Annotated in this window: 17 protein-coding genes and 1 riboswitch; of the genes, 13 read left to right on the top strand and 4 right to left on the bottom strand. The window is 71.4% G+C overall.

Annotated features, from left to right (window positions below):
• Window positions 1-72: 72 nt before the first annotated feature.
• The 8 genes from thiO to Dfulv_RS39035 all read left to right on the top strand — a co-directional run bounded on the left by thiO (window position 73) and on the right by Dfulv_RS39035 (window position 7,085).
• A complete protein-coding gene (gene thiO / locus Dfulv_RS39070; RefSeq protein WP_259858837.1) occupies window positions 73-1,209 on the top strand; it encodes a glycine oxidase ThiO in 1,137 nt (378 codons plus the stop codon).
• Window positions 1,210-1,233: 24 nt separating this feature from the next.
• Window positions 1,234-1,344, top strand: a riboswitch (TPP riboswitch).
• A complete protein-coding gene (gene thiS, locus Dfulv_RS39065; protein ID WP_259858836.1) occupies window positions 1,343-1,546 on the top strand; it encodes a sulfur carrier protein ThiS in 204 nt (67 codons plus the stop codon). It overlaps the preceding riboswitch by 2 nt.
• Window positions 1,539-2,303, top strand: coding sequence for a thiazole synthase (locus tag Dfulv_RS39060; protein WP_259858835.1), 765 nt, complete (start codon window positions 1,539-1,541; stop codon window positions 2,301-2,303). The genes thiS and Dfulv_RS39060 overlap by 8 nt, the downstream gene beginning before the upstream one ends.
• Window positions 2,297-2,812: a thiamine phosphate synthase gene (locus Dfulv_RS39055; protein ID WP_259858834.1), complete on the top strand. Its 516-nt coding sequence runs from the start codon at window positions 2,297-2,299 to the stop codon at window positions 2,810-2,812. The genes Dfulv_RS39060 and Dfulv_RS39055 overlap by 7 nt, the downstream gene beginning before the upstream one ends.
• On the top strand, window positions 2,809-3,603 hold the full coding sequence (gene thiD / locus Dfulv_RS39050) for a bifunctional hydroxymethylpyrimidine kinase/phosphomethylpyrimidine kinase (RefSeq protein ID WP_259858833.1): 795 nt from the start codon (window positions 2,809-2,811) through the stop codon (window positions 3,601-3,603). Before Dfulv_RS39055 ends, thiD begins: the two co-directional genes overlap by 4 nt.
• An 88-nt stretch (window positions 3,604-3,691) precedes the next feature.
• Window positions 3,692-5,200 (top strand): phosphomethylpyrimidine synthase ThiC, encoded by a 1,509-nt coding sequence (gene thiC / locus Dfulv_RS39045; RefSeq protein ID WP_259858832.1) that lies wholly within the window; start codon window positions 3,692-3,694, stop codon window positions 5,198-5,200.
• A 20-nt stretch (window positions 5,201-5,220) separates the two neighbouring features.
• The gene (locus Dfulv_RS39040; protein WP_259858831.1) at window positions 5,221-5,937 is read left to right on the top strand and encodes a class I SAM-dependent methyltransferase; all 717 of its coding nucleotides are present in this window, start codon (window positions 5,221-5,223) and stop codon (window positions 5,935-5,937) included.
• Complete coding sequence (locus tag Dfulv_RS39035; RefSeq protein WP_259858830.1) at window positions 5,937-7,085, top strand: alkaline phosphatase family protein; 1,149 nt, start codon at window positions 5,937-5,939, stop codon at window positions 7,083-7,085. The genes Dfulv_RS39040 and Dfulv_RS39035 overlap by 1 nt, the downstream gene beginning before the upstream one ends.
• Here the strand turns inward: Dfulv_RS39035 and Dfulv_RS39030 are convergent.
• A complete protein-coding gene (locus tag Dfulv_RS39030) occupies window positions 7,011-7,520 on the bottom strand; it encodes a hypothetical protein (RefSeq protein ID WP_259858829.1) in 510 nt (169 codons plus the stop codon). The two genes, Dfulv_RS39035 and Dfulv_RS39030, sit on opposite strands and share 75 nt — an antisense overlap.
• 67 nt (window positions 7,521-7,587) lie before the next feature.
• Between Dfulv_RS39030 and Dfulv_RS39025 the strand changes: the two genes are divergently transcribed.
• From Dfulv_RS39025 to istB, 4 genes are all read left to right on the top strand, one after another.
• Window positions 7,588-8,901, top strand: a complete 1,314-nt coding sequence (locus Dfulv_RS39025; protein WP_259858828.1) for a DNA polymerase IV — start codon at window positions 7,588-7,590, stop codon at window positions 8,899-8,901.
• A gap of 151 nt (window positions 8,902-9,052) precedes the next feature.
• On the top strand, window positions 9,053-9,436 hold the full coding sequence (locus tag Dfulv_RS39020; protein ID WP_259858827.1) for a DUF3040 domain-containing protein: 384 nt from the start codon (window positions 9,053-9,055) through the stop codon (window positions 9,434-9,436).
• 448 nt (window positions 9,437-9,884) lie between these two features.
• Window positions 9,885-11,156, top strand: coding sequence for an IS21 family transposase (istA, locus tag Dfulv_RS39015; protein WP_259858826.1), 1,272 nt, complete (start codon window positions 9,885-9,887; stop codon window positions 11,154-11,156).
• A 77-nt stretch (window positions 11,157-11,233) separates the two neighbouring features.
• On the top strand, window positions 11,234-11,998 hold the full coding sequence (gene istB / locus Dfulv_RS39010; RefSeq protein WP_259867330.1) for an IS21-like element helper ATPase IstB: 765 nt from the start codon (window positions 11,234-11,236) through the stop codon (window positions 11,996-11,998).
• A gap of 1,317 nt (window positions 11,999-13,315) precedes the next feature.
• Here istB and Dfulv_RS39005 read toward each other — a convergent pair.
• The 3 genes from Dfulv_RS39005 to Dfulv_RS38995 are packed head-to-tail and all read right to left on the bottom strand — an operon-like array spanning window position 13,316 to window position 18,134.
• On the bottom strand, window positions 13,316-15,796 hold the full coding sequence (locus Dfulv_RS39005; RefSeq protein ID WP_259858825.1) for a transglutaminase TgpA family protein: 2,481 nt from the start codon (window positions 15,794-15,796) through the stop codon (window positions 13,316-13,318).
• Entirely contained in the window at window positions 15,793-17,091 is a 1,299-nt protein-coding gene (locus Dfulv_RS39000) for a DUF58 domain-containing protein (RefSeq protein WP_259858824.1), read from the bottom strand. The genes Dfulv_RS39005 and Dfulv_RS39000 overlap by 4 nt, the downstream gene beginning before the upstream one ends.
• Before the next feature lie 2 nt (window positions 17,092-17,093).
• On the bottom strand, window positions 17,094-18,134 hold the full coding sequence (locus Dfulv_RS38995; protein ID WP_259858823.1) for an AAA family ATPase: 1,041 nt from the start codon (window positions 18,132-18,134) through the stop codon (window positions 17,094-17,096).
• A 305-nt stretch (window positions 18,135-18,439) separates the two neighbouring features.
• Here Dfulv_RS38995 and Dfulv_RS38990 point away from each other — a divergent pair, with 305 nt between their 5' ends.
• Window positions 18,440-19,963: a serine/threonine-protein kinase gene (locus tag Dfulv_RS38990; protein ID WP_259858822.1), complete on the top strand. Its 1,524-nt coding sequence runs from the start codon at window positions 18,440-18,442 to the stop codon at window positions 19,961-19,963.
• Window positions 19,964-20,074: the final 111 nt, after the last annotated feature.

Raw genomic sequence — 20,074 nt, 5'->3', positions numbered from 1 at the left:
GGAGCGAAGTGGAGGGGCCGTTCACCGTGGGTTCGGTGTGAGCTCGGGCGGCCGGAGCGAAGCGGAGGCAGCATGAGCGTGGGGATCGTCGGGGGCGGGGTCATCGGGCTTGCGTGCGCCTGGGAGCTGCTGCGCCGGGGCGAGCGGGTCACCGTTCACGACCCCGACCCGGGCCGGAGCGCCGGCCTGGTTGCCGCCGGCATGCTCGCCCCGACGGCCGAGGCGAACTACGGCGAGGAGGCCCTGCAGGCGCTCATGCTCGAGTCGATGCGCCGCTGGCCGGCGTTCGCGGCCGAGCTGGAGGCGGCGAGCGGCATGCGGATCGGCTACCGCACCGAGGGCAGCCTGCTCGTGGCCCTTACCGACGACGACCACGCCGAGGTGCTGCGGCTCGTCGACTACTACCGGCGGGCGGGCACGCCGATCGAGCCGCTGACCGGGCGGCAGCTGCGTGAGCTGGAGCCGATGCTCTCGCCGCGGGTCCGGGGCGGTGCGTTCGCCCCCGGCGACCACCAGGTCGACCCGCGGCTGGTGCTGCGGGCCCTGCGGAGCCTGCCGATCCGCTTCGAGTCCACGAGCATCGATGACCTTTCCGCGGTACGGGACGATGTGATCATCGTCGCCAACGGCGTCGGCGCCGCACGGCTCACCGGGCTGCCGGTCCGGCCGGTGAAGGGTCAGCTGCTGCGGCTGCGTGGCGCCGAGTCGCTGGTCCGGCACGTGATCCGCGGCGTGGCGCTGGGCCGTCACGTGTACCTCGTGCCGCGCGCCGACGGTGAACTGGTTGTCGGTGCCACCGAGGAGGAGCGCGGCGCCGACACCACCGTGACCGCCGGCGGGGTGCTCGACCTGCTCCGTCCGGCCGCCGACCTGCTGCCCGGCGTGGTCGAGCTGGCCCTCGCCGAGACGCTCGCCGGCCTGCGCCCCGGCACCCCGGACAACGCCCCGGTCCTCGGCCCCCTCCCGCTCCCCTCCGGCGTTGATCATGCAGTTGTGGTGCCTGGCAAACCTGGACATTCAGGGAGTGTCGTGGCACCACAACTGCATGATCAACGCGGCGAGAGGGGGCGGCGCGTGCTCGTGGCCACCGGCCACTACCGCAACGGGGTGCTGCTCGCGCCGGTGACGGCGCAGGTCATCGCCGACCTGGCCACCACCGGGGCGACCAATGTCGATGTTGAGGCGTTCGCAACGGCGCGCTTTACCTGAGCCCTGCCAGGGGTTATGGTCAGCGGGTACCCCACGGGAGTCCGGTGTGACCGGGCTGAGAGGGGGGCTGTCAGCCCCCGACCGTCGAACCTGATCCGGGTCATGCCGGCGCAGGGAGGCAGGAGTGAGCCGTATGCAGCTCGTGGTTAACGCCGTCGCGTCAACCGTCGACGACGACATCACCGTCGCCGACGTCGTGCGCCAGCTCGCCGGGCCCGACCCACGCGGGATCGCGGTCGCGCTCAACGGCGACGTCATTCCGCGCACGAAGTGGGACGACACCCGCCCCTCCGACGGTGACCACATCGAGGTGCTCACGGCGGTCCAGGGTGGGTGACCAACTGCAGATCGCCGGGGAGTCCCTCGGTTCGCGGCTCATCCTGGGCACCGGCGGGGCCGCCAGCCACGCCGCGCTCGAGGCCGCGATCCGGGCCAGCGGCACCGCGCTCGTCACCGTGGCCCTGCGCCGGCTCGACCCGGCCGCGCCGTCGCTGCTCGACGTGATCGAGCGGTGCGGGGTGCGGGTGCTGCCGAACACCGCCGGGTGCTACACCGCGACCGAGGCCGTGAAGCTCGCCCATCTGGCGCGCGAGGCGTTCGGCACCGCGTGGGTGAAACTCGAGGTGATCGGCGACGAGGACACGCTGCTGCCCGACGGGGTCGAGCTCGCCGTCGCCGCGGAGCGGCTGGTCGACGACGGGTTCGTCGTCCTGCCGTATACGACCGACGACCCGGTCCTCGCCCAGCGCCTCGCCGACGTCGGATGCGCTGCGGTCATGCCGCTCGGCGCCCCGATCGGCTCCGGGATGGGCATCCGCAACCCGCACAACATCGCGCTGATCCGGCAGAAGGTCACCGTCCCGGTCATCCTCGACGCCGGGATCGGCACCGCCTCCGACGCGGCCCTCGCCATGGAGCTGGGCTGCGACGGGGTGCTGCTCGCCTCCGCGGTCACCCGGGCCGAGCACCCGGCGCGGATGGCCGAGGCGATGCGCCTCGCGGTCGGGGCGGGCCGGCTCGCGTACACGGCCGGCCGCATCCCGCGCCGCCTGCACGCGACCGCGTCCAGCCCCACCGGGGGTATGCCGTGGTAGCGCCGGGCCTCATCGTGTTCACCGACCGCCGCCGAGCGAACCGGCCGCTGGACGAGGTCGTCAACGGCGCGCTCGACGGCGGGGCGCGGGTGTTCGTGCTGCGTGAGGACGACCTGCCGCCGGCCGAGCGCGAGGACCTCGCAGAGCGGCTGCGGGCCATGGTCGAGGGCGCCGGCGGGCGGCTGCTCCTGGAGGAGGGTCCGGAGCTGCGCAAGTGCCACAACCTGGAGGACCTCTGCGCGGCGGACGAGGCCGGCGTCGAGTTCGCCACGCTGTCGCCGATCTTCCCGACGCGTTCCAAGCCGGGGTACGGGCCGCCGCTCGGCCTCGCCGGCCTGGCCCGGATGGCGCTCGCGGTGCCGATTCCCGTGTACGCGCTGGGCGGTGTCGACTCGCCGGCCCGCGTCCGTGACTGCCTCGACGAGGGCGCCGCGGGGGTGGCGGTGATGGGCGCCGTGATGCGCGCCGAGGACCCGGCCCGGTTCGTGAAGGAGCTGCTGACCGCATGACGAACCCTGCCGTCGCGCTCACGATCGCCGGGTCCGACTCCGGCGGCGGGGCCGGGATTCAGGCCGACCTGAAGACGTTCGCCGCGCACCGGGTGTTCGGCACCAGCGTGATCACGGCGCTGACCGCGCAGAACACGATCGGCGTGCGGGGCATCTCGGCCGTCGGGCCGGCGTTCGTCGGCGCGCAGCTCGACGCGGTCCTCGGCGACCTGCCGGTGGCCGCGGTCAAGACCGGCATGCTCGCCACGCCGGAGACGGTGGCGCTGGTGGCGACGTACGCGCCGCGGCTGCCCGGCCTCGTCGTCGACCCGGTGCTGGTGGCGTCGTCCGGCGACCGTCTCTTCACCCGTGACGCCGAGCGCGCGTACCTCGACCTGCTCTTCCCGCACGCCGCGGTGGTCACGCCGAACCTGCGTGAGGCGTCGGTCCTGCTCGGCCGCGAGGTCGTCGACGTCGACGACGCGATCAAGGCGGCCACCGACCTGGCCGTGTACGGCTCGCGCTGTGTGGTCGTCAAGGGTGGCCACCTGCGCGGCAGCGCGGAGGCCGTCGACGTCGTCTGGCACGACGGGCAGGTGGAAGTGCTCACCGCGCCGTGGATCGACACGGCGAACAACCACGGCACCGGGTGCACCTTCGCGGCGGCGACCGCCGCGCGGCTTGCGCTCGGGCAGCCCCTCGCCGACGCGCTGCGCGGGGCGAAGCAGTACGTGCACGAGGCACTGTCGCGATCGGCCGGCTGGTCCCTCGGGGCCGGGCACGGGCCGCTGTCCTGGGGACCGTTCGACTAGGCGGATCTCGCCGAACACAGCCGGTACGACTCCCAAATCAATGCGATTCGGGGGCTGATGCAGCCTGCCCGAAAGAGGGGACGCACACATGAAGCGCAAGGTCTACGTCCAGGGATCCAGGCCCGACATCCGGGTGCCGTTCGCCGAGGTGGAGCTCAGCGGCGGCAATCCGCCGGTGCGGCTCTACGACACGTCCGGGCCGCTGAACGACCCGCCGGCCGGGCTGCCGGCGATGCGGGCGCCGTGGATCGCGGAGCGTGGCGTCGAACGAACCCAGCTCTACTACGCGCGGCAGGGGATCGTCACGCCGGAGATGGAGTTCGTCGCGATCCGTGAGGGTGTCGACGCCACGCTGGTGCGGGACGAGATCGCCGCCGGGCGGGCCATCCTGCCGAACAACGTCAACCACCCGGAGAGCGAGCCGATGATCATCGGCAGCCGGTTCCTGGTCAAGGTCAACGCCAACATCGGCACCTCCGCGGTCACGTCCGGCGTCGAGGAGGAGGTCGCCAAGCTCACCTGGGCCACGAAGTGGGGCGCGGACACGGTCATGGACCTGTCCACCGGCAAGCACATCCACGCCACCCGCGAGGCGATCATCCGCAACTCGCCGGTGCCGATCGGGACGGTGCCGCTCTACCAGGCGCTGGAGAAGGTCGACGGTGACCCGGCCAAACTGTCCTGGGAGGTCTACCGCGACACGATCGTCGAGCAGGCCGAGCAGGGTGTCGACTACATGACGGTGCACGCGGGCGTGCTGCTGCGGTACGTCCCCATGACGGTCGGCCGGGTGACCGGCATCGTGTCGCGGGGCGGCTCGATCATGGCCGCCTGGTGCCTGGCACACCACGAGGAGAACTTCCTCTACACGAACTTCGCGGAGCTCTGTGCGATCTTCGCGCGGTACGACGTCTCGTTCTCCCTCGGCGACGGCCTGCGCCCCGGCTCGATCGCCGACGCGAACGACGAGGCCCAACTCGCGGAACTGCGCACCCTCGGCGAGTTGACGCGGATCGCCTGGGACCACGACGTGCAGGTCATGATCGAGGGCCCCGGCCACGTGCCGATGCACAAGATCAAGGAGAACGTCGACCTGCAGAAGGAGTGGTGCCACGAGGCGCCCTTCTACACGCTCGGCCCCCTGACCACGGACGTCGCGCCGGCGTACGACCACATCACCTCCGCCATCGGCGCGGCGATGATCGCCATGTACGGCACCGCGATGCTCTGTTACGTCACCCCGAAGGAGCACCTGGGGCTGCCCGACCGGGACGACGTCAAGGCCGGGGTGATCGCCTACAAGATCGCGGCGCACGCGGCCGACCTGGCGAAGGGCCACCCCGGAGCGCAGGAGTGGGACGACGCGCTGTCGAAGGCGCGGTTCGAGTTCCGCTGGGAGGACCAGTTCAACCTGGCCATGGATCCGGAGACGGCGCGCGCCTACCACGACGAGACCCTGCCGGCCGCCCCGGCGAAGACCGCGCACTTCTGCTCGATGTGCGGCCCGAAGTTCTGTTCGATGCGGATCAGCCACGAGATCGGCCTGCGCCAGAAGTCCCTCGAGTTCATCGAGAGCGGGGCGCAACTGTACTCCTGAGGTGGTCTAGGGTCTATCGGGTGGAGTCCTCAGCCCCCCGCACCGCTGTCGTCTGGCAGGTCCTGCGGCGTGAGCTGGCGCGTGCCGGCCGGCCGCTGACCGCCCTCGACGTCGGCGGCGGCACCGGCGGGTTCGCGGTGCCGCTGGCCAAGGCCGGCCACGCCGTCACCGTCGTCGACCCCAGCCCGGACGCGCTGGCCGCGCTCACGCGCCGCGCGGACGAGGCCGGGGTCGCCGACCGGATCGTCGCCGTGCAGGGCGACGGTGACGGGCTCGCCGATCTGGTGCCGCCGGAGAGTGTCGACCTGGTGCTCGGCCACAGCCTCCTCGAGGTCGTCGAAGACCCGCACAAGGTTGTCGCCGCGCTCGCCGCGACGCTGCGCCCCGGCGGCGCGGCGAGTGTCGTCGTCGCCAACCGGGCGGCGGCCGTGCTCGCCAAGGCGATCGGGGGACACCTGGCCGCCGCGTCGCTGCTCGTGGCGAGCCCGGACGGGCGCGGCGACTCCCGCGACCGGTTGCGCCGGCGCTATTCCGCGGAGAGCGCCACCGCCCTGCTCAGCGAGTGCGGCCTGGCGGTGGAGCAGATCCACGGGGTGCGGGTCGTCGCCGACCTCGTGCCCGGGACGGTCGCGGAGAGCGAGCCGGAGGCCCTCCAGGCGTTCGAGCTCGCGCTGGCCGGCACGTCGCCGTATCGCGATATCGCCACCCAGCTGCACCTGCTGGCCCGGAAGTCCTGATGGGCCAGCTCGACGCGGTCGCGCCCCGATACGGACAGGCGAGCCTGGCCGAGGTGATGCCCAGCGTGCTCAACGTGCTGGGCATGCCGTATGAGCGCGACGCACTCGGGCTCTCGGCCACATTGGCCGGTGTCCGGCGCGTCGCCGTCGTCCTGCTCGACGGGCTCGGCTGGCACCAGCTCGGCATCGCGTCGCCGCACGCGCCGACCCTGACCGACATGATCGGCGGCCGGCTCGGAACCGCCCGCTCGATCACTTCGGGCTTCCCGTCGACGACCCCGGTCAGCCTGGTCACCCTCGGCACCGGCGCGCCGCCCGGGGCGCACGGGATCGTCGGGATCGTGCTCAACCAGCCGGGCACCGACAAGCTCGTCAACCACCTGCGCTGGCAGGACCAGCCGGACCCCGCCTCGTGGCAGCCGCTGCCGACGGCGTTCACCCGCGCCGCGAACGCGGGCATCGCGACGACGGTGGTGAGCAACCCGGCGTTCCAGAACAGCGGCCTGTCGCTGTCCGCCTACCGCGGCGCGCAGTTCGGCGCGGGGGGCGTCGCCGACGCCGTCGCCTCGTCGATGCTCGCCGCGCTGCCGTCGTCCGCGCTGGTCTACGGCTATCTGCCGGACGTGGACCGGGCCGGGCACGACTTCGGCATCGGCACGGGCGAGTGGCGCACCGCCGTCGCGGAGGCCGACCGGCTGCTCACCCGGCTGATCGACGGCCTGCCGCCGGACTCGGCGCTCATCGTCACCGCGGACCACGGCCAGCTGGACATCCCCGCCGACCGCCGCCTCGACCTGGACCGGGACACCCGGCTGCGGGAGGGCGTCGCCGTCGTCGCCGGGGAGCCCCGGGTGCGGTATCTGCACACGATCCCCGGTGCGACGGCCGACGTGATGGACACGTGGCGCGGCGTGCTGGGCGACAGGGCGTGGGTGGTGACCCGCGAGGAGGCGGTGGCGTCGGGCTGGTTCGGCCCGATCCCGCAGCAGCACCTCGCGCGGGTCGGCGACGTCGTGGTGGCCTGCCGCGAGCGGTGGGTGGTCCTGGCCAGCGCGCACGAGCCGGCCAAGGTGTCACGGATGGTGGCGTTCCACGGCTCCAGCACGGCCGCTGAGATGCAGATCCCGCTGCTCGTGGTGCGGCGTTGACCATTCCTCGGTGAGCTCGCGGATCTTGCTCGCGAGCCCCGGGCCGGCGGCCAGGGCGCACAGGTTGTCCTGGACGACCGCGAGCAGTTCGCCCTTGTCGCGTGCCACGACCACGCCGTGGCGCCCGGCCGCGGGGTCACCCTCGAGCACGGCCACGTCCGCGCGCCTGATGCCGAGCTGACCCGCCCGGTTGAGGAACGTCGCGTCGGGGAACAGCAGCGGCACGCGACGGGCTCTCGTCCAGCCGGCCACGACGAGCACCGCCAGCGCCCGCAGGTCGGTGGCTCGCATCGCCGTCCCGCCCGGCCCGATCTCGTCCGGCCCGAGGAGCAAGCCGGGAACGATGCACGCCAACACGTCCGGGTGACGCCGCCGGAGGCCCTCCAGGGCGGCGACAACCGGCGCCAGCGGCGACGACATCGCGAGGTGGGCCATTCCAGGAAGGTAAGGCATGCCTAACTTCTCGTCAATTTTGTCGGGGGGTGGGGCTAGGGTGCGCGGTGTGGGACGAAGTCAGGCGGTGCCGCGGGACGGCTCGGGGTCGGAGGAGTTCGGGCCTGGCGCCGACGACACCGGCTGCACGGTGCTGCACGTCGACATGGACGCCTTCTACGCGTCGGTCGAGATCCGCCGCCGGCCGGAGTTGCGCGGCAAGCCGGTGATCGTCGGCGGCGCCGGCCCGCGGGGCGTGGTGTCCGCGGCGAGTTACGAGGCCCGCAAGTTCGGCGTGCGCAGCGCGATGCCGGGCAGCCGCGCCCAGCGGCTCTGCCCCCACGCCGTCTTCCTGCCGCCCGACTTCACCGCCTACACGGAGGCGTCGCGCGCCGTCATGGCGATCTTCCGGGACGTGACGCCGCTGGTCGAGCCGCTCTCGCTCGACGAGGCGTTCCTCGACGTCGCCGGCGCCCGCAAGCTGCTCGGCCGCCCCGTCGAGATCGCCGCCCTCATCCGCCGGCGGGTCGCCGAGGAGCAGCGGCTCACCTGCTCCGTCGGGGTGGCGCCGACCAAGTTCATGGCCAAGCTCGGTTCCACCCGGGCCAAGCCCGACGGCATGGTCGTCATCCCCGCGGACCGCGTCCTCGACTACCTGCATCCCCTGCCGGTGTCGGCGGTCTGGGGCGTCGGCGAGCGGACCGCCGAGACCCTGCAGCGGCTCGGCCTGAAGACGGTCGGCGACCTCGCCGCCGCCCCGATCGGCATGCTCCGCTCCGCCGTCGGCGACGCGGCCGCCGTGCACCTCCACGAGCTGTCCCAGGGCCGCGACCCCCGCCGTGTCACCCCCGAGCACGTCGAGAAGTCGATCGGCGCCGAGACGACCTTCGACGTCGATGTGAGCGACCTGTCACTCATCCGACGCACGATCCTCGCCCTCGCCAACAAGGTCGCCCAGCGCCTTCGCCACGCCGGCCAGGCCGGCCGCACCGTTTCGGTCAAGATCCGGCTGGCCGACTTCCAGACGCTCAGCCGTTCACGCACCGTCGACGTCCCCACCGACGTCAGCCGGGAGATCTTCGAGATCGGCTGGACGTTGTTCCGGTCGGCCCGACCGGGGGAGCGAATTCGCCTGATCGGAGTACGGGTCGAAGGTCTTGTCCACGCCGAGGGCGCACCCCGGCAGATGACGCTCGGTGAGCGGGATCACGGCTGGCGTGACGCCGAGCGGGCCGCCGACGCGGTCGCCGCGCGGTTCGGTTCGGGGCTCGTCAGGCCCGCCAGCCTGCTGCGCGGCGACGGCACGCGACCCGACGGAAACGGTGCCGCGCCCGCCGGGGGAGGGGCCGCCGAGTCCGGGACGCGACACAATGGAAGGACATAGGAGTCACACTCGACGAAAAATCGGCACAGCCGGACCATCGTCCCGCTTTCCGACGGGTTGACCCCCTCGTAAACTTGCCAGTACGCAGCCGTCCGGCTGTGCCGGACAGCCGGTCCATCAGGGCCGGCCTTCGCGACCGGGGAGGAGTGCCGTGCCGCTCTCGGAGCACGAGCAGCGGCTGTTCGAGCAGATCGAGCGGTCGCTAGCCGAGGATCCCAAGTTCGCCTCAGCGGTGCGCGCCACCGACCCGCGGTTCCATGCCAAGCGCCGGATAATCGCGGCTGCGGTGCTCCTGCTCGCCGGCATGGCGCTGCTCGTCTACGGCGTCGCAATCTCAGTCCCGCCACTCGGTGTCGGCGGGTTCGTGGTCATGCTGGGCGCCCTGGCGTTCGGCATGCAGGCATACCGGCGCGGGCAGAGCACCGACCTGCACGTCGTCGGCGGCACCGCCAGCCGGCGCACGCGCCAGCGCCGCGCGGGCCTGGTCGACCGCCTGGAGGAACGCTGGCGCCGTCGTCCCGAGGGTGACCTCTAGGACTCCCGCCGCGCACGCAACGGACGCGTCGAGCCACGTTCTCGACGCGTCCGGTCTCTTTGCCGACCCGGCTTCCTTCGCCGGTCGCTCCTTTCCGGCTGTCGTCTGTCGCCCGATGCCTCCCCCTGCCGCTGTTGTCGCCGGCTGACTCCCTTTCGGCTTCCGTTCGGTGGCGGGCTCGTCCCGCAGCGCTGACCAGGCCGTGGTTCGGTGGCTCGCTGTCTCCGGCTGGGGCGTCGGCCGCTCACCCCTCTCCTCCTCCTTCCTCTTCTTCTCCTTTTCCGGCTCGCTCGCTGGTTCGTCGAGCTGGAAGCTCCTGTACTCCCTCGGGCTTTCGGCCCTTGGTCCTTCATTTCTCGGACCCGGCGCTCCGCTGTCGCAGCTTCCGGAAGACTGACCCCCGGTGGATCTTTGAATTTTGACCCCTCCGTTCTGATGATCTTGGAGGGTGTTGAGCGTGGAGGACTGGGCAGAGATCCGTCGTTTGCACCGGGCGGAGGGGGTGCCGATCAAGGAGATCGTCCGGCGGTTGGGGGTGGCTCGGAACACGGTGCGGGCGGCGTTGGCGTCGGATCGGCCGCCGCGGTATGAGCGGCCGGCGCGTGGGTCGGTGGTGGATGCGTTCGAGCCGCGGATCCGGGTGTTGCTGGGTGAGTGGCCGCGGATGCCGGTTCCGGTGATCGCGCAGCGGATCGGCTGGCCGTATTCGTTGTCGCCGTTGAAGAAGCGGCTGGCGCAGATCCGGCCGGAGTACGTGGGGATCGACCCGGTCGACCGGGTCGTCTATGAGCCGGGGCAGATCACGCAGTGCGATCTGTGGTTCCCGCAGCCGCGGATCCCGGTCGCTGCGGGTCAGGACCGGGTGTTGCCGGTGCTGGTGATGACGCTCGGGTTCTCCCGGTTCATGACCGCGACGATGATCCCGACCCGGCAGGCCGGGGACATCCTGTCCGGGATGTGGCTGCTGATCTGCGGGATCGGGCGCGTCACCCGGACCCTGGTCTGGGATCGGGAGTCCGCGATCGGCGGGACCGGCAGGGTCAGCGCCCCGGCGGCGGCGTTCGCCGGGACCCTCGCCACCCGCATCCAGTTGGCCCCGCCCCGCGACCCGGAATACAAGGGCATGGTGGAACGCGCCAACGGCTATCTGGAGACGTCGTTCCTGCCCGGCAGGCGGTTCACCTCACCCACCGACTTCAACACCCAGCTCGGTGACTGGCTGGGGAGCACGGCGAACACCCGCACGGTCCGCTCGATCCATGGCCGGCCCGTGGACCTCCTCGAAACGGACCGCCCGGCGATGCTGCCGCTGCCACCGGTCGGGCCGCAAGTCGGTTTGCAGCAACGGATCCGGCTGGGCCGGGACTACTACGTGCGGGTCGACACCGTCGACTACTCCGTCGACCCGCGTTTCATCGGCCGGTTCGTCGAGGTCACCGCCACGGCGCATCTGGTGACGGTGTCCTGCGACGGCACCGTCGTGGCCCGGCACGACCGGTCCTGGGCCAAACACGGCGTGATCACCGACCCGGGCCACGCCGCGACCGCGAAGCTGATGCGCCACGCCCTCGCCGAAGACCGCCAACGACGCCTCGCGGCCACCCGCCACCACGGCGACGGGCATCCGGTCACCCTGCGGGCCCTGCACGACTACGACGCCCTGTTCGGCGTCGACTTCAACCCAACCACCAGCACAGCAACGAGAGCGAGCAGCGAATGACCACCACCAAGACGAAATCCCAGCAAGCCCAGCCCACCGGCCCCAGAAACGGGCCCGGCGGCGGGATCAAGGACGGGATGCCGTCGATGATCGCCTACCTCACCCGGGTCCTGAAGACCCCCACCATCGGCGCGTTCTGGGAAGAACTCGCCGGTCAGGCCCGGGACGAGAACTGGTCCCACGAAGAATATCTGGCCGCGCTGCTGCAACGCCAGGTCGCCGACCGCGAGTCCAAAGGCACCGTCATGCGCATCCGCACCGCGCACTTCCCAACCGTGAAAACCCTCGAGGACTTCAACCTCGACCACCTGCCCTCACTGCGCCGCGACGTCCTCGCCCACCTCGCCACCAGCACCTACGTCGCGAAAGCCGAGAACGTGATCCTGCTCGGACCACCCGGCCTCGGCAAAACGCACCTCGCCATCGCCCTCGGCGTCAAAGCCACCCAGGCCGGGCACTCCGTCCTGTTCGACACCGCCAGCAACTGGATCACCCGCCTCGCCGAGGCCCACCACGCCGGACGTCTCGAAGCCGAACTGAAGAAGATCCGCCGCTACAAACTGATCATCATCGATGAAGTCGGCTACATCCCGTTCGACCAGGACGCCGCGAACCTGTTCTTCCAACTCATCGCATCCCGCTACGAGCAAGGCTCCGTCATGGTCACCTCGAACCTGCCGTTCGGACGCTGGGGCGAGACCTTCTCCGACGACGTCGTCGCCGCAGCCATGATCGACCGACTCGTCCACCACGCCGAGGTCCTCACCCTCACCGGCGACTCCTACCGCACCCGCCAACGCCGCGAACTCCTCAACAAAGACAACCGCACCAACCACAACTGACCAACCACCGGAGGGGTCAAAATTCCGGAACCCAAAAGGGGTCAAATTTCAAAAATCGGCGACATCCGCATGCACGGTTGCCGGCTTTCGACCTGTCGCAGTCTGCGGGTGGGGAGCCGGTTTCATGATCACGGAGCTTTTGCGGGGTTCTGGAGCCTGTTGCGTAATTCACTGGGACAGCGTCGGCGGCCCAACTACGCGCCGATCTTGGAGTTGTGGCGCCATGAACCTCCGAATTTGTCCGGATTTGTCAGCGCCACAACTCCAAGATCGGCGCGGTTGTCGGGGTTGACGCGCGAGGGATCCGAATTGCGCAACAGGCTCTCTGGGCTCGCAACAGCTCCGTGGTCATGAAACATGCCGAGGAGGAGGGCGCCGGACCGCCCGGAGCGTCGCGGATGGGCGAGCGGCAATTCCGGCAAAATGGGTTTAACGGGCGAACCTAGTCTTTGGTTGGTGCTGGCGGTGCGGCGCCCGGTGGCCGGGGTCGACGCGAGCCGACTGGCTCATGATCGTGGGAAACTTCTGGTCGTCCCGGCGACCGGAAGTTTCCCACGATCATGGACGAGCGGCGATCGGAGATGAGCGGCGACTGAGGTGACTCGCATTCGTGGGCGACATTTCGGAAATTTCACCAGGTAAAGCGGCGCCAAACCCAGAGTGCTTGCCAGGCTCCGAAGGGGCACGCTCGGGGATCTGGGCGAGGAGCCCTCACGCTCGCCCGCGAGGAGTGCGCGCGAGGCATTAGCGAGGAGTCTTCCGGAGAGCCCCCATCCGAGCCCCATCCGAGCTCCGTTCGAGCTCCTCGAGCCCCGTCCGACGAGTCCTCACGCGCCCGCGAGGAGGGCCCGCGAGGCATCAGCGAGGAATCCTCCGAGGAGCCCTCGTCCGAACCCGTCTGAACCAGTCCGAACCAGTCCAAACCCGTCCGAGGAGCCGTTGGGGGAGCGCGAGGAGCCCTGCCCGAGGAGCCCTGCCCGAGGAGCCTCGGCCAAGAAGCTGTCCAGCTGTCCGAGGAGTCGGCGAGGAACTCACCCAAGACAAGGGAGTCCGGGGCGGGCAGCTACGGGCTGCGGAGCGGCATGCGAGCAGAACGGCCCGCGGTGGACGCGCAGGGTTGCGGGAAGAGCATGCGGGGTCGGCGGAGAACGCGACGGGTGGGAGGGGCGGCGAGGAGAAAAGCCTGCCCGACGAACCGGGATGCGGTGGGGCTTCCCGGGCCGGACGCGGTCGTCGGCGTGCTGGACGCCGGCGGTGGTCCCGGCGCAGAAGGCGGCCCCGCCTGCAACAGCAGGCGGGGCCGCGACGAACGGGGGATCAGCGGTCGGAGCGTCTGGCGACGAAGCGGCGGACGCTCAAGGCTCGCATCAGCTGGTCCCAGCTCCGGCCGACGGCCAGTGCCACCGTGCTCAAGCGGGTGCCGACGTTCACGCGCCATCTGCGCAACACCGACGGGGGCAGCAGGACCGCCCGGATTCTTGTTCCCCGCGGTGATCGCTCGGCGAGCGCCGTCTGCACCGCGCTCACCGCTCCGCGCAGTTCCTGGCCGGTGAGCGGGTGCTTTGCGTATCGGGCGTGCTCCTCGACCGTGCTGAGCAGGTTCACACCGGCCTGCGCCTTGTCCCGGAGCCGCTCCTTGGTGACCAGGCGCTCGACCGTCGCGCGGGGCGTCTCCGCCTCGTCGGTCGGGACGTGGTAGTCGAACATCAGGTCGACCAGCTCGTCCCACGCCTTGTGCGCTTCGGTGCGGGCCCGAGCGTACGACGGATCGTCGGGCGGCAACGGCACCACTTCCATCCCGCCCGACGAACCGTACGAGACGGGCGTGGACGGACCGGTCGAGGCGAACGCCAGGCGCCTTGTCCGGGTGCGGCTGCGGGCGATCGCCGGGCTCAGCAGCAGCAGAAGCAGCAGCAGGCCGCCGCCTACCCAGAGCGCGGCCTTGACCAGGTCCCGCACGTTGACGCCCTGCGCCTTGGGGGTGGTGTCGACCGTGCCCGGGTTGTTGCCATGGTCGGTGCCGGGAGCGGCCGCGGTCTCGGACGCGTTCGGGCCGGGGAGGCCGCCCGGCCGGTTCGGCAGGTCGTCGCCGGTGACGTCGTTGGCTGCCCGCGGCACGTACGACGGGACGACCGAGCCGCCGATCGACGCCGGCGGGGTCGCGTCGAACGGCAGCCAGCCGTAGCCGGGGAAGTACACCTCGGTCCAGGCGTGCAGGTTGAAGTTCGTCAGCGTCATCGTGTCGCCCTGCCGGGTGCCGCCCCGAGCGAAGCCGAACGCGACCCGCGACGGGATCTTCGCCTCGCGCAGCATCCAGCCGAACGCGGCGGCGTACTGCGCGCAGTAGCCCCTCTTGTTCTGCAGGAAGTCGACGATCTTGCTCCCGCTGGTGTCCGCGCCGGTTGTCGTGTCGTACGTGAAACCGTTGGACGGCGAGAAGAAGTTCATGATCGTCATGACTTTGTCGTACTGCGTCGTCTTGCCCTTGGTCAGGTCGGCGACCAGGTTCTTGACGTAGTTGTTCGCGGGTGCGGTGAGCACGTCCCGCAGCTCCGCGGCGTTGGCGTTCAGCGGCTCGGCGCCGCGCAGATCGTCGGGGAGGATGTCCGGCCGGACGTATTCGACCGTGTACTTCTTCTTCGCCGTCGACTGCTTGTTGGAGTACACCACCGTGGTCTTGCTGTCGAACGACCAGTTGTTGTCGACCCGCTCGATCTTGGTCGGCCAGGTGTAGATGGGCAGGAAGTAGATGGCCAGCTCGTTGGTGACCTCGATGTTGGCCTTGTACGTGTTGGTCTTGACCGACGAGTTCCAGGCCGGGCCGGCCAGTCCGGAGCCGACGGGCTTGCCGCCGCTGATCGGCCTGGCGCTGAAGCCCTGGTTGGTCAGCGTTTCCAGCACGTTGAAGCGCAGGTACTCCGGACTCTTGTCGTTGACGTTGGTCACCTTGACCATGTCGAACGCCTTGTTCCGGTTGAGCTGCCCTTCGAGCAGGGCGAACATGCTCACCGAGCGGCCGCCACCGCCGTGCCCGCCGATGCCCGGACCGCCGCCGGCCCCGCTGCCGAACTGGCTGAGGATGCCGGCCGGCATGGCGAACGGCAGGAGCGGCAGCGTTACCGCGGCGAGCACACCGATCGCGCCGAGGCGCTGACCGGCGGCGGCGAGCGGCGACGGCTCCCACAGGTCGACGTCGCGCCCGTCGCCGGTGAACCGGCGCCCGAAGCGGCGCACCCGGTCGACGTTGTCGGTGACGAGCAGCCACAGGAAGCCGATCGCGCCGAGCGCGAACGGGAACCAGCTGGTGCTCTCGGTGGTGACGGTGACCGGCACCGAGTAGATCGCGAGCATCGGCAGGCCGGCGAGTGCCGGCCGGCGCAGTACGACCGCGAACAGGTCGACCATGAGCGCGACCACGGCGACGCCGAGCGCGGCCAGGAACAGGAAGCCTTCCCGGTTGCCGACCGGTGTGGCGAACTCGCTCATCTCGACCGACGCGGTCTTCAGCAGTGAGCCGAAGTGGGCGATCGTGCCGGGCGACGGCAGGATGCCGAGGAACTCCTCCCCGCTGGAGAAGAGCCAGGTCAGTGCGAACAGCCCGGAGACCGCCATCGCCAGGGTCGGCGCCCAGTTCGGCGCGCGCAGGCTGCGCACCAGCACGGCCACCCCGCACATGACGGCGAGCACCAGGAACGAGCGGAACGCCCACGTGTACTTGTCGAAGACGTTGATCAGCGGCAGCGCGGCGAGGAACGCCGAGCCGGCGGCGATCAGGGTGAGGTGCTTGCGTTGGTTCACCGAACGCCTCCCGCGACGCTCTCCGCGGACGCGGCCCGCCAGGCGAAGCCCTGCGACCCCCGTCCTGCCTGCGGCCACAGCGCGGGCAGCTTGGCCCCGTGCGGTACCTCGACGACCCGCCATCCGCTGCGCAGCAGGGCGAGCGCCGCCACACCGTACGACCGGTCGGCCTCCTCCCGCGCCGCGGTCGGCAGGTTGAGCCACGTCGACGAGTCGACGAACAGCGCGACGCAGGTCGCGTTGTTGGCCCGAAACCCGGCCAGCAGCTCCGCTTCGGCCGACGACAGCAGGCCGAAGATGCCGATGATGAGCCCGCCGTCGTTGCGCCGGCGGACCCGCTCGATCAGCGTGCCGATGTCGCCGCGCTGGGCCGGCCGCACGTCGGCGAGCTGGTCGAGCAGCGGGCCGTCGCCGTCGATCTCGGTCGCGTCGACGTCCACACCAGCGTCGGTGACCAGGCGCATCTTGTAGCCCGCGTGACGCAGGTGCACCGCGATGCTCGCCGCCGCGGACACCGCCCACTCGAAGCTCGCCGTCGGCCCCTCGCCGCGGTGCGCGCCCGCCCGGGTGTCGAGCACGACGGTCGCCCGGCTCTCCCAGGGCTGCTCCTCCCGGCGGACCATGAGCTCGCCGGTGCGCGCCGTCGAGCGCCAGTGCACCCGGCGCAGGTCGTCGCCGTAGCGGTACTCCCGGGTGGCGGCGTCGTCCTCGCCGTGCACGGCCACCGACCGGGCACGGCTCTCGCCGGATCCGGCGAACTCGCCGGCCAGGCGCACGGAGGGCAGCGGCACGACCTGCGGGATGACGGTGAGCCGGTCGACGGACGGAAACGCCCTGGTCAACTCGCACAGCCCGAACGGGTCGGTGAGCCGCACGACGAGCGGGCCGACCTCGTAGCGCCCGCGGACGTCGGCGCGGACCGTGTAGGCCACCGAACTGGCCTGGTGCGCGCCGAGCTTCTCGAGCACCAGGCGGGGGCGGCTGCCCAGTGCATACGGCAGCCGGTCCTCGAGCAGCATCGTGCCCGTGGGCAGGCGGGACAGGTTCTGCAGCCGCAGGATGACCCGCGCACTGGCGCCGACCTGCACGCGGTGGGGGTCGAGCGTCCGGCTGCACGACAGGCGGTAGCGGGTGCGCCCGACATACGCCGCCGACAACAGTGGCAGCGCGGCGAGCAGCACCGCGACCCGGAGCAGATCACGCTCGCCGAGGATCAGCGAGGCGATGAGGGCCGCTGCGGCGGCGGCCAGGAAACTGCGACCCCGTGTGGTGAGCCCCCGCAGCGCCTCGCGCATGTTCAGCGGCCTCCGTACTGCTGTCCGCGCGAACGCGTGTCGTACGGCGACCGGGGTTGCCGGTCGGACGGCAGCGGCAGGCGGTGCACGAGCTCGGCGATGATCGCGTCGGTGGTCCGGCGGGACAGCTGGGCCTCGGCGGTCGGGATGACGCGGTGGGCGAGGACCGGCACGGCCAGGGCCTGCAGGTCGTCGGGGAGCACGAACTCGCGGCCTTCCAGGGCGGCGACGGCGCGGGCGGTGCGCAGCAGCTGCAGCGTGGCGCGGGGCGACGCGCCGAGGCGCAGCTCGCCGGACTCGCGCGTGGCGGTGACGATGTTGACTGCGTACTGCTTCACGGTGTCGGCGACGTGCACGTCACGGACGGTGGCGATCATCCGCCGCATCATGATGGCGTCGGAGACCGGCATCAGGTCGTCGAGCGCGTCGTGGCGGCCGTGCACGTCGAGCATGGCGAGCTCGGCGCCCATGTCGGGGTAGCCCATCGCGATCCGGGCGGTGAACCGGTCGCGCTGCGCCTCCGGCAGCGGGTAGGTGCCTTCCATCTCGATCGGGTTCTGCGTCGCGATGACCATGAAGGGCACCTGCAGCGGATAGGTCGCGCTGTCGACCGTGACCTGCCGCTCCTCCATGCTCTCCAGCAGCGCCGACTGCGTCTTCGGCGAGGCGCGGTTGATCTCGTCGCCGACGACGATGTTGGCGAACACCGCACCCGGCTTGAACTCGAAGTCGTGCGTCTCCTGGTTGTAGACGCTCACCCCGGTGACGTCGCTGGGCAGCAGGTCGGGGGTGAACTGGATGCGGCGCACCGAACAGTCGATGGACCGGGCGAGCGCCTTGGCGAGTTTGGTCTTGCCGACGCCGGGAACGTCCTCGATGAGGAGGTGGCCCTCAGCGAGCAGCACGGCCAGAGCCAGCCGCACGGTGGCGGTCTTGCCCTCGATGACTTGCTCGATGTTGGCAACGATCGCATCGGTCGCGGCGCGGAACTCGGGGGTGGGGAGCGGGGCTCCGAGTTCCTCGAACGTGCGGTGCCTGGTCAACTGGCCTCCTCATGGTCGTGCCGTGGCCACCGTCAGGTGTTAGACCCATAGGTGAACCGCCCGGTTGCGCCGAATCGTTGTCATCGGAACGCAACCAGCGCCGGTGGTATCCCCTCAGGCTAGCCGGGGAATTGACACCGCGCCGGACGGGATTCCGTCATTGCGGACATCCTGCCCCGGACGCGTCAGGCGAATTTAGCGCGGCCGTGAAGCGGCGATGAAGCGGGTCGTACGTACCCTCGCAAATGCCCCACAAACGGATCTGCGGGTATGTCGGTTGCGGTCGATTCGTGCAGACTGTTGCGGTGAATGACGGGCAGCTCCTCAACGGCCGGTATCGGCTCGCCCGGCAACTCGGCGAGCACGGCGACCCGGTGGACTGGCGGGCGCACGACGAGGTCCTCGGCCGGGAGGTCACGGTCAGGATCCTGGCCACCGCCGACGACGAGCGGCGCCGCCGCATCCGCAGCGAAGCGCGGGCCGCCGCGCGTCTTTCGCACCCGAACATCATCGGTGTCCACGACGACGGCCGGACCCCGGACGGCAGCCCCTTCGTCGTGATGGAACTGCTGCGCGGCCCGACCCTCGCGGAACGCCTCGCCGCCGGACCGCTGCCGGCCGCGACCGCGCTCCGCTTCTGCGCCCAGGTGGCGGCCGGTCTGGCCGCCGCACACGCCCAACATCTCGTGCACGGCGATGTCACGCCGGACAATGTCGTCCTCGCGGGCGAAACGGCCAAGGTCATCGGATTCGGTATCACCGGATTCACCGGATCCGCATCCGCCGACGGGCCCGGCGCCGCCGGTTCCGGCCCGGCCGATGACGTCCACGCCCTCGGCGCGTTGCTGCGCCAATGCCTGCCCGGCCTCGGCGAAGGCGGAACGGCGCCGGAGATCCAGGAGTTGTACCAGCGCTGCCTCGCCGACGACCCCGCGGACCGCCCGGCCGCCGCCGAGGTGGTGACCGTCCTCGCCGGGGCCGCCGGGTTGACGGTACTGCCGGTGCGTCCCCTGCCGGCCCGCGTTCCCGGTGCCGCGTTGGCCCCGGCGCCGGTACGGTCCACCGGTGGGACGGGCAGGACGGCCCGTGCGGTCGGGATCTGGGCCGGCCCGCCGGCCTACGACCTCGACACCTTCCACGATCGGCGGCGCATGCGGCTCGCCGCGGCGATGACCGCCGCGGCCGCACTGCTGCTGGCGTCGTTCGTCCTGACCCGCGCCGCGAGCGCGCCGGACGGCACGGTCGAGGCGGTGCCCGGGATGCCCGGCGTGGTCGGACCGGTGGTGCCGGACCGGCCGACCGGCCCCGCGGTGCCGCCGGGCACGGACACCGGCCAGCCCGGCCAGCCCGGGGACCAGACGACCGACCAGACGACCGACCAGACGACCGACCAGTCGACGGACCAGTCGACGGGCCGGACGACCGGCGGCGGGGCGCAGGGCGGCGGCACCGAGGCGGGCGCCGCCACCAGTCGGCTCGTCAACCGCGCCGGCACCGGCCGGGCCGTGGTCGACAGCGGCGAACAGGCAGGCGGCGGCTCGGCGGGCAGCGGCGGCGGGGCCACGGCCGGACCCACGCCCGGTGCGAACCCCACCACCCCGGCGCCGGCGAAGCAACTGCACCTGCCGACGCTCGGTGGTGTGATCGTCGCCGTGTGCAACGCCGGCAAGGTGACCGTCCTCGAGGTGGTGCCGGTGCTCGGCGCCCGGCTGATCAGCGCGCAGTCCGGCGCCCGTGACGCCGCGCGGGTCGAGATCGACCTGGCCGGCGTGCGCCTGCGGTTCACCGTGACCTGCGCGGCCGGCCTGCCGGTCGCCACCCCGCTCTGACCCGCGCCGGGTGCCCGCGGGCCACCCCGCCCACGGGCACCCGGCGGAAACGCGGTCCGTGGGTTCCCGCACGCTGCGCTACACTCCGTGGTATGACCCGGGCGGTCCGGC

The organism is Dactylosporangium fulvum, from assembly GCF_025137375.1.
Classification (GTDB): Bacteria; Actinomycetota; Actinomycetes; order Mycobacteriales; family Micromonosporaceae; genus Dactylosporangium; species Dactylosporangium fulvum.
Note: the sequence above shows the minus strand (reverse complement) of the source record. Positions and strands in the feature narration are given on the sequence as shown.

Excerpts from the sequence above, each read along its gene's own strand:
- thiO (WP_259858837.1), top strand. The coding sequence starts at position 73 with ATGAGCGTGGGGATCGTCGGGGGCGGGGTCATCGGGCTTGCGTGCGCC.
- thiS (WP_259858836.1), top strand. The coding sequence starts at position 1,343 with ATGCAGCTCGTGGTTAACGCCGTCGCGTCAACCGTCGACGACGACATC.
- thiD (WP_259858833.1), top strand. The coding sequence starts at position 2,809 with ATGACGAACCCTGCCGTCGCGCTCACGATCGCCGGGTCCGACTCCGGC.
- thiC (WP_259858832.1), top strand. The coding sequence starts at position 3,692 with ATGAAGCGCAAGGTCTACGTCCAGGGATCCAGGCCCGACATCCGGGTG.
- Dfulv_RS39035 (WP_259858830.1), top strand. The coding sequence starts at position 5,937 with ATGGGCCAGCTCGACGCGGTCGCGCCCCGATACGGACAGGCGAGCCTG.
- Dfulv_RS39030 (WP_259858829.1), bottom strand. The coding sequence starts at position 7,520 with ATGGCCCACCTCGCGATGTCGTCGCCGCTGGCGCCGGTTGTCGCCGCC.
- istB (WP_259867330.1), top strand. The coding sequence starts at position 11,234 with ATGCCGTCGATGATCGCCTACCTCACCCGGGTCCTGAAGACCCCCACC.
- Dfulv_RS39000 (WP_259858824.1), bottom strand. The coding sequence starts at position 17,091 with ATGCGCGAGGCGCTGCGGGGGCTCACCACACGGGGTCGCAGTTTCCTG.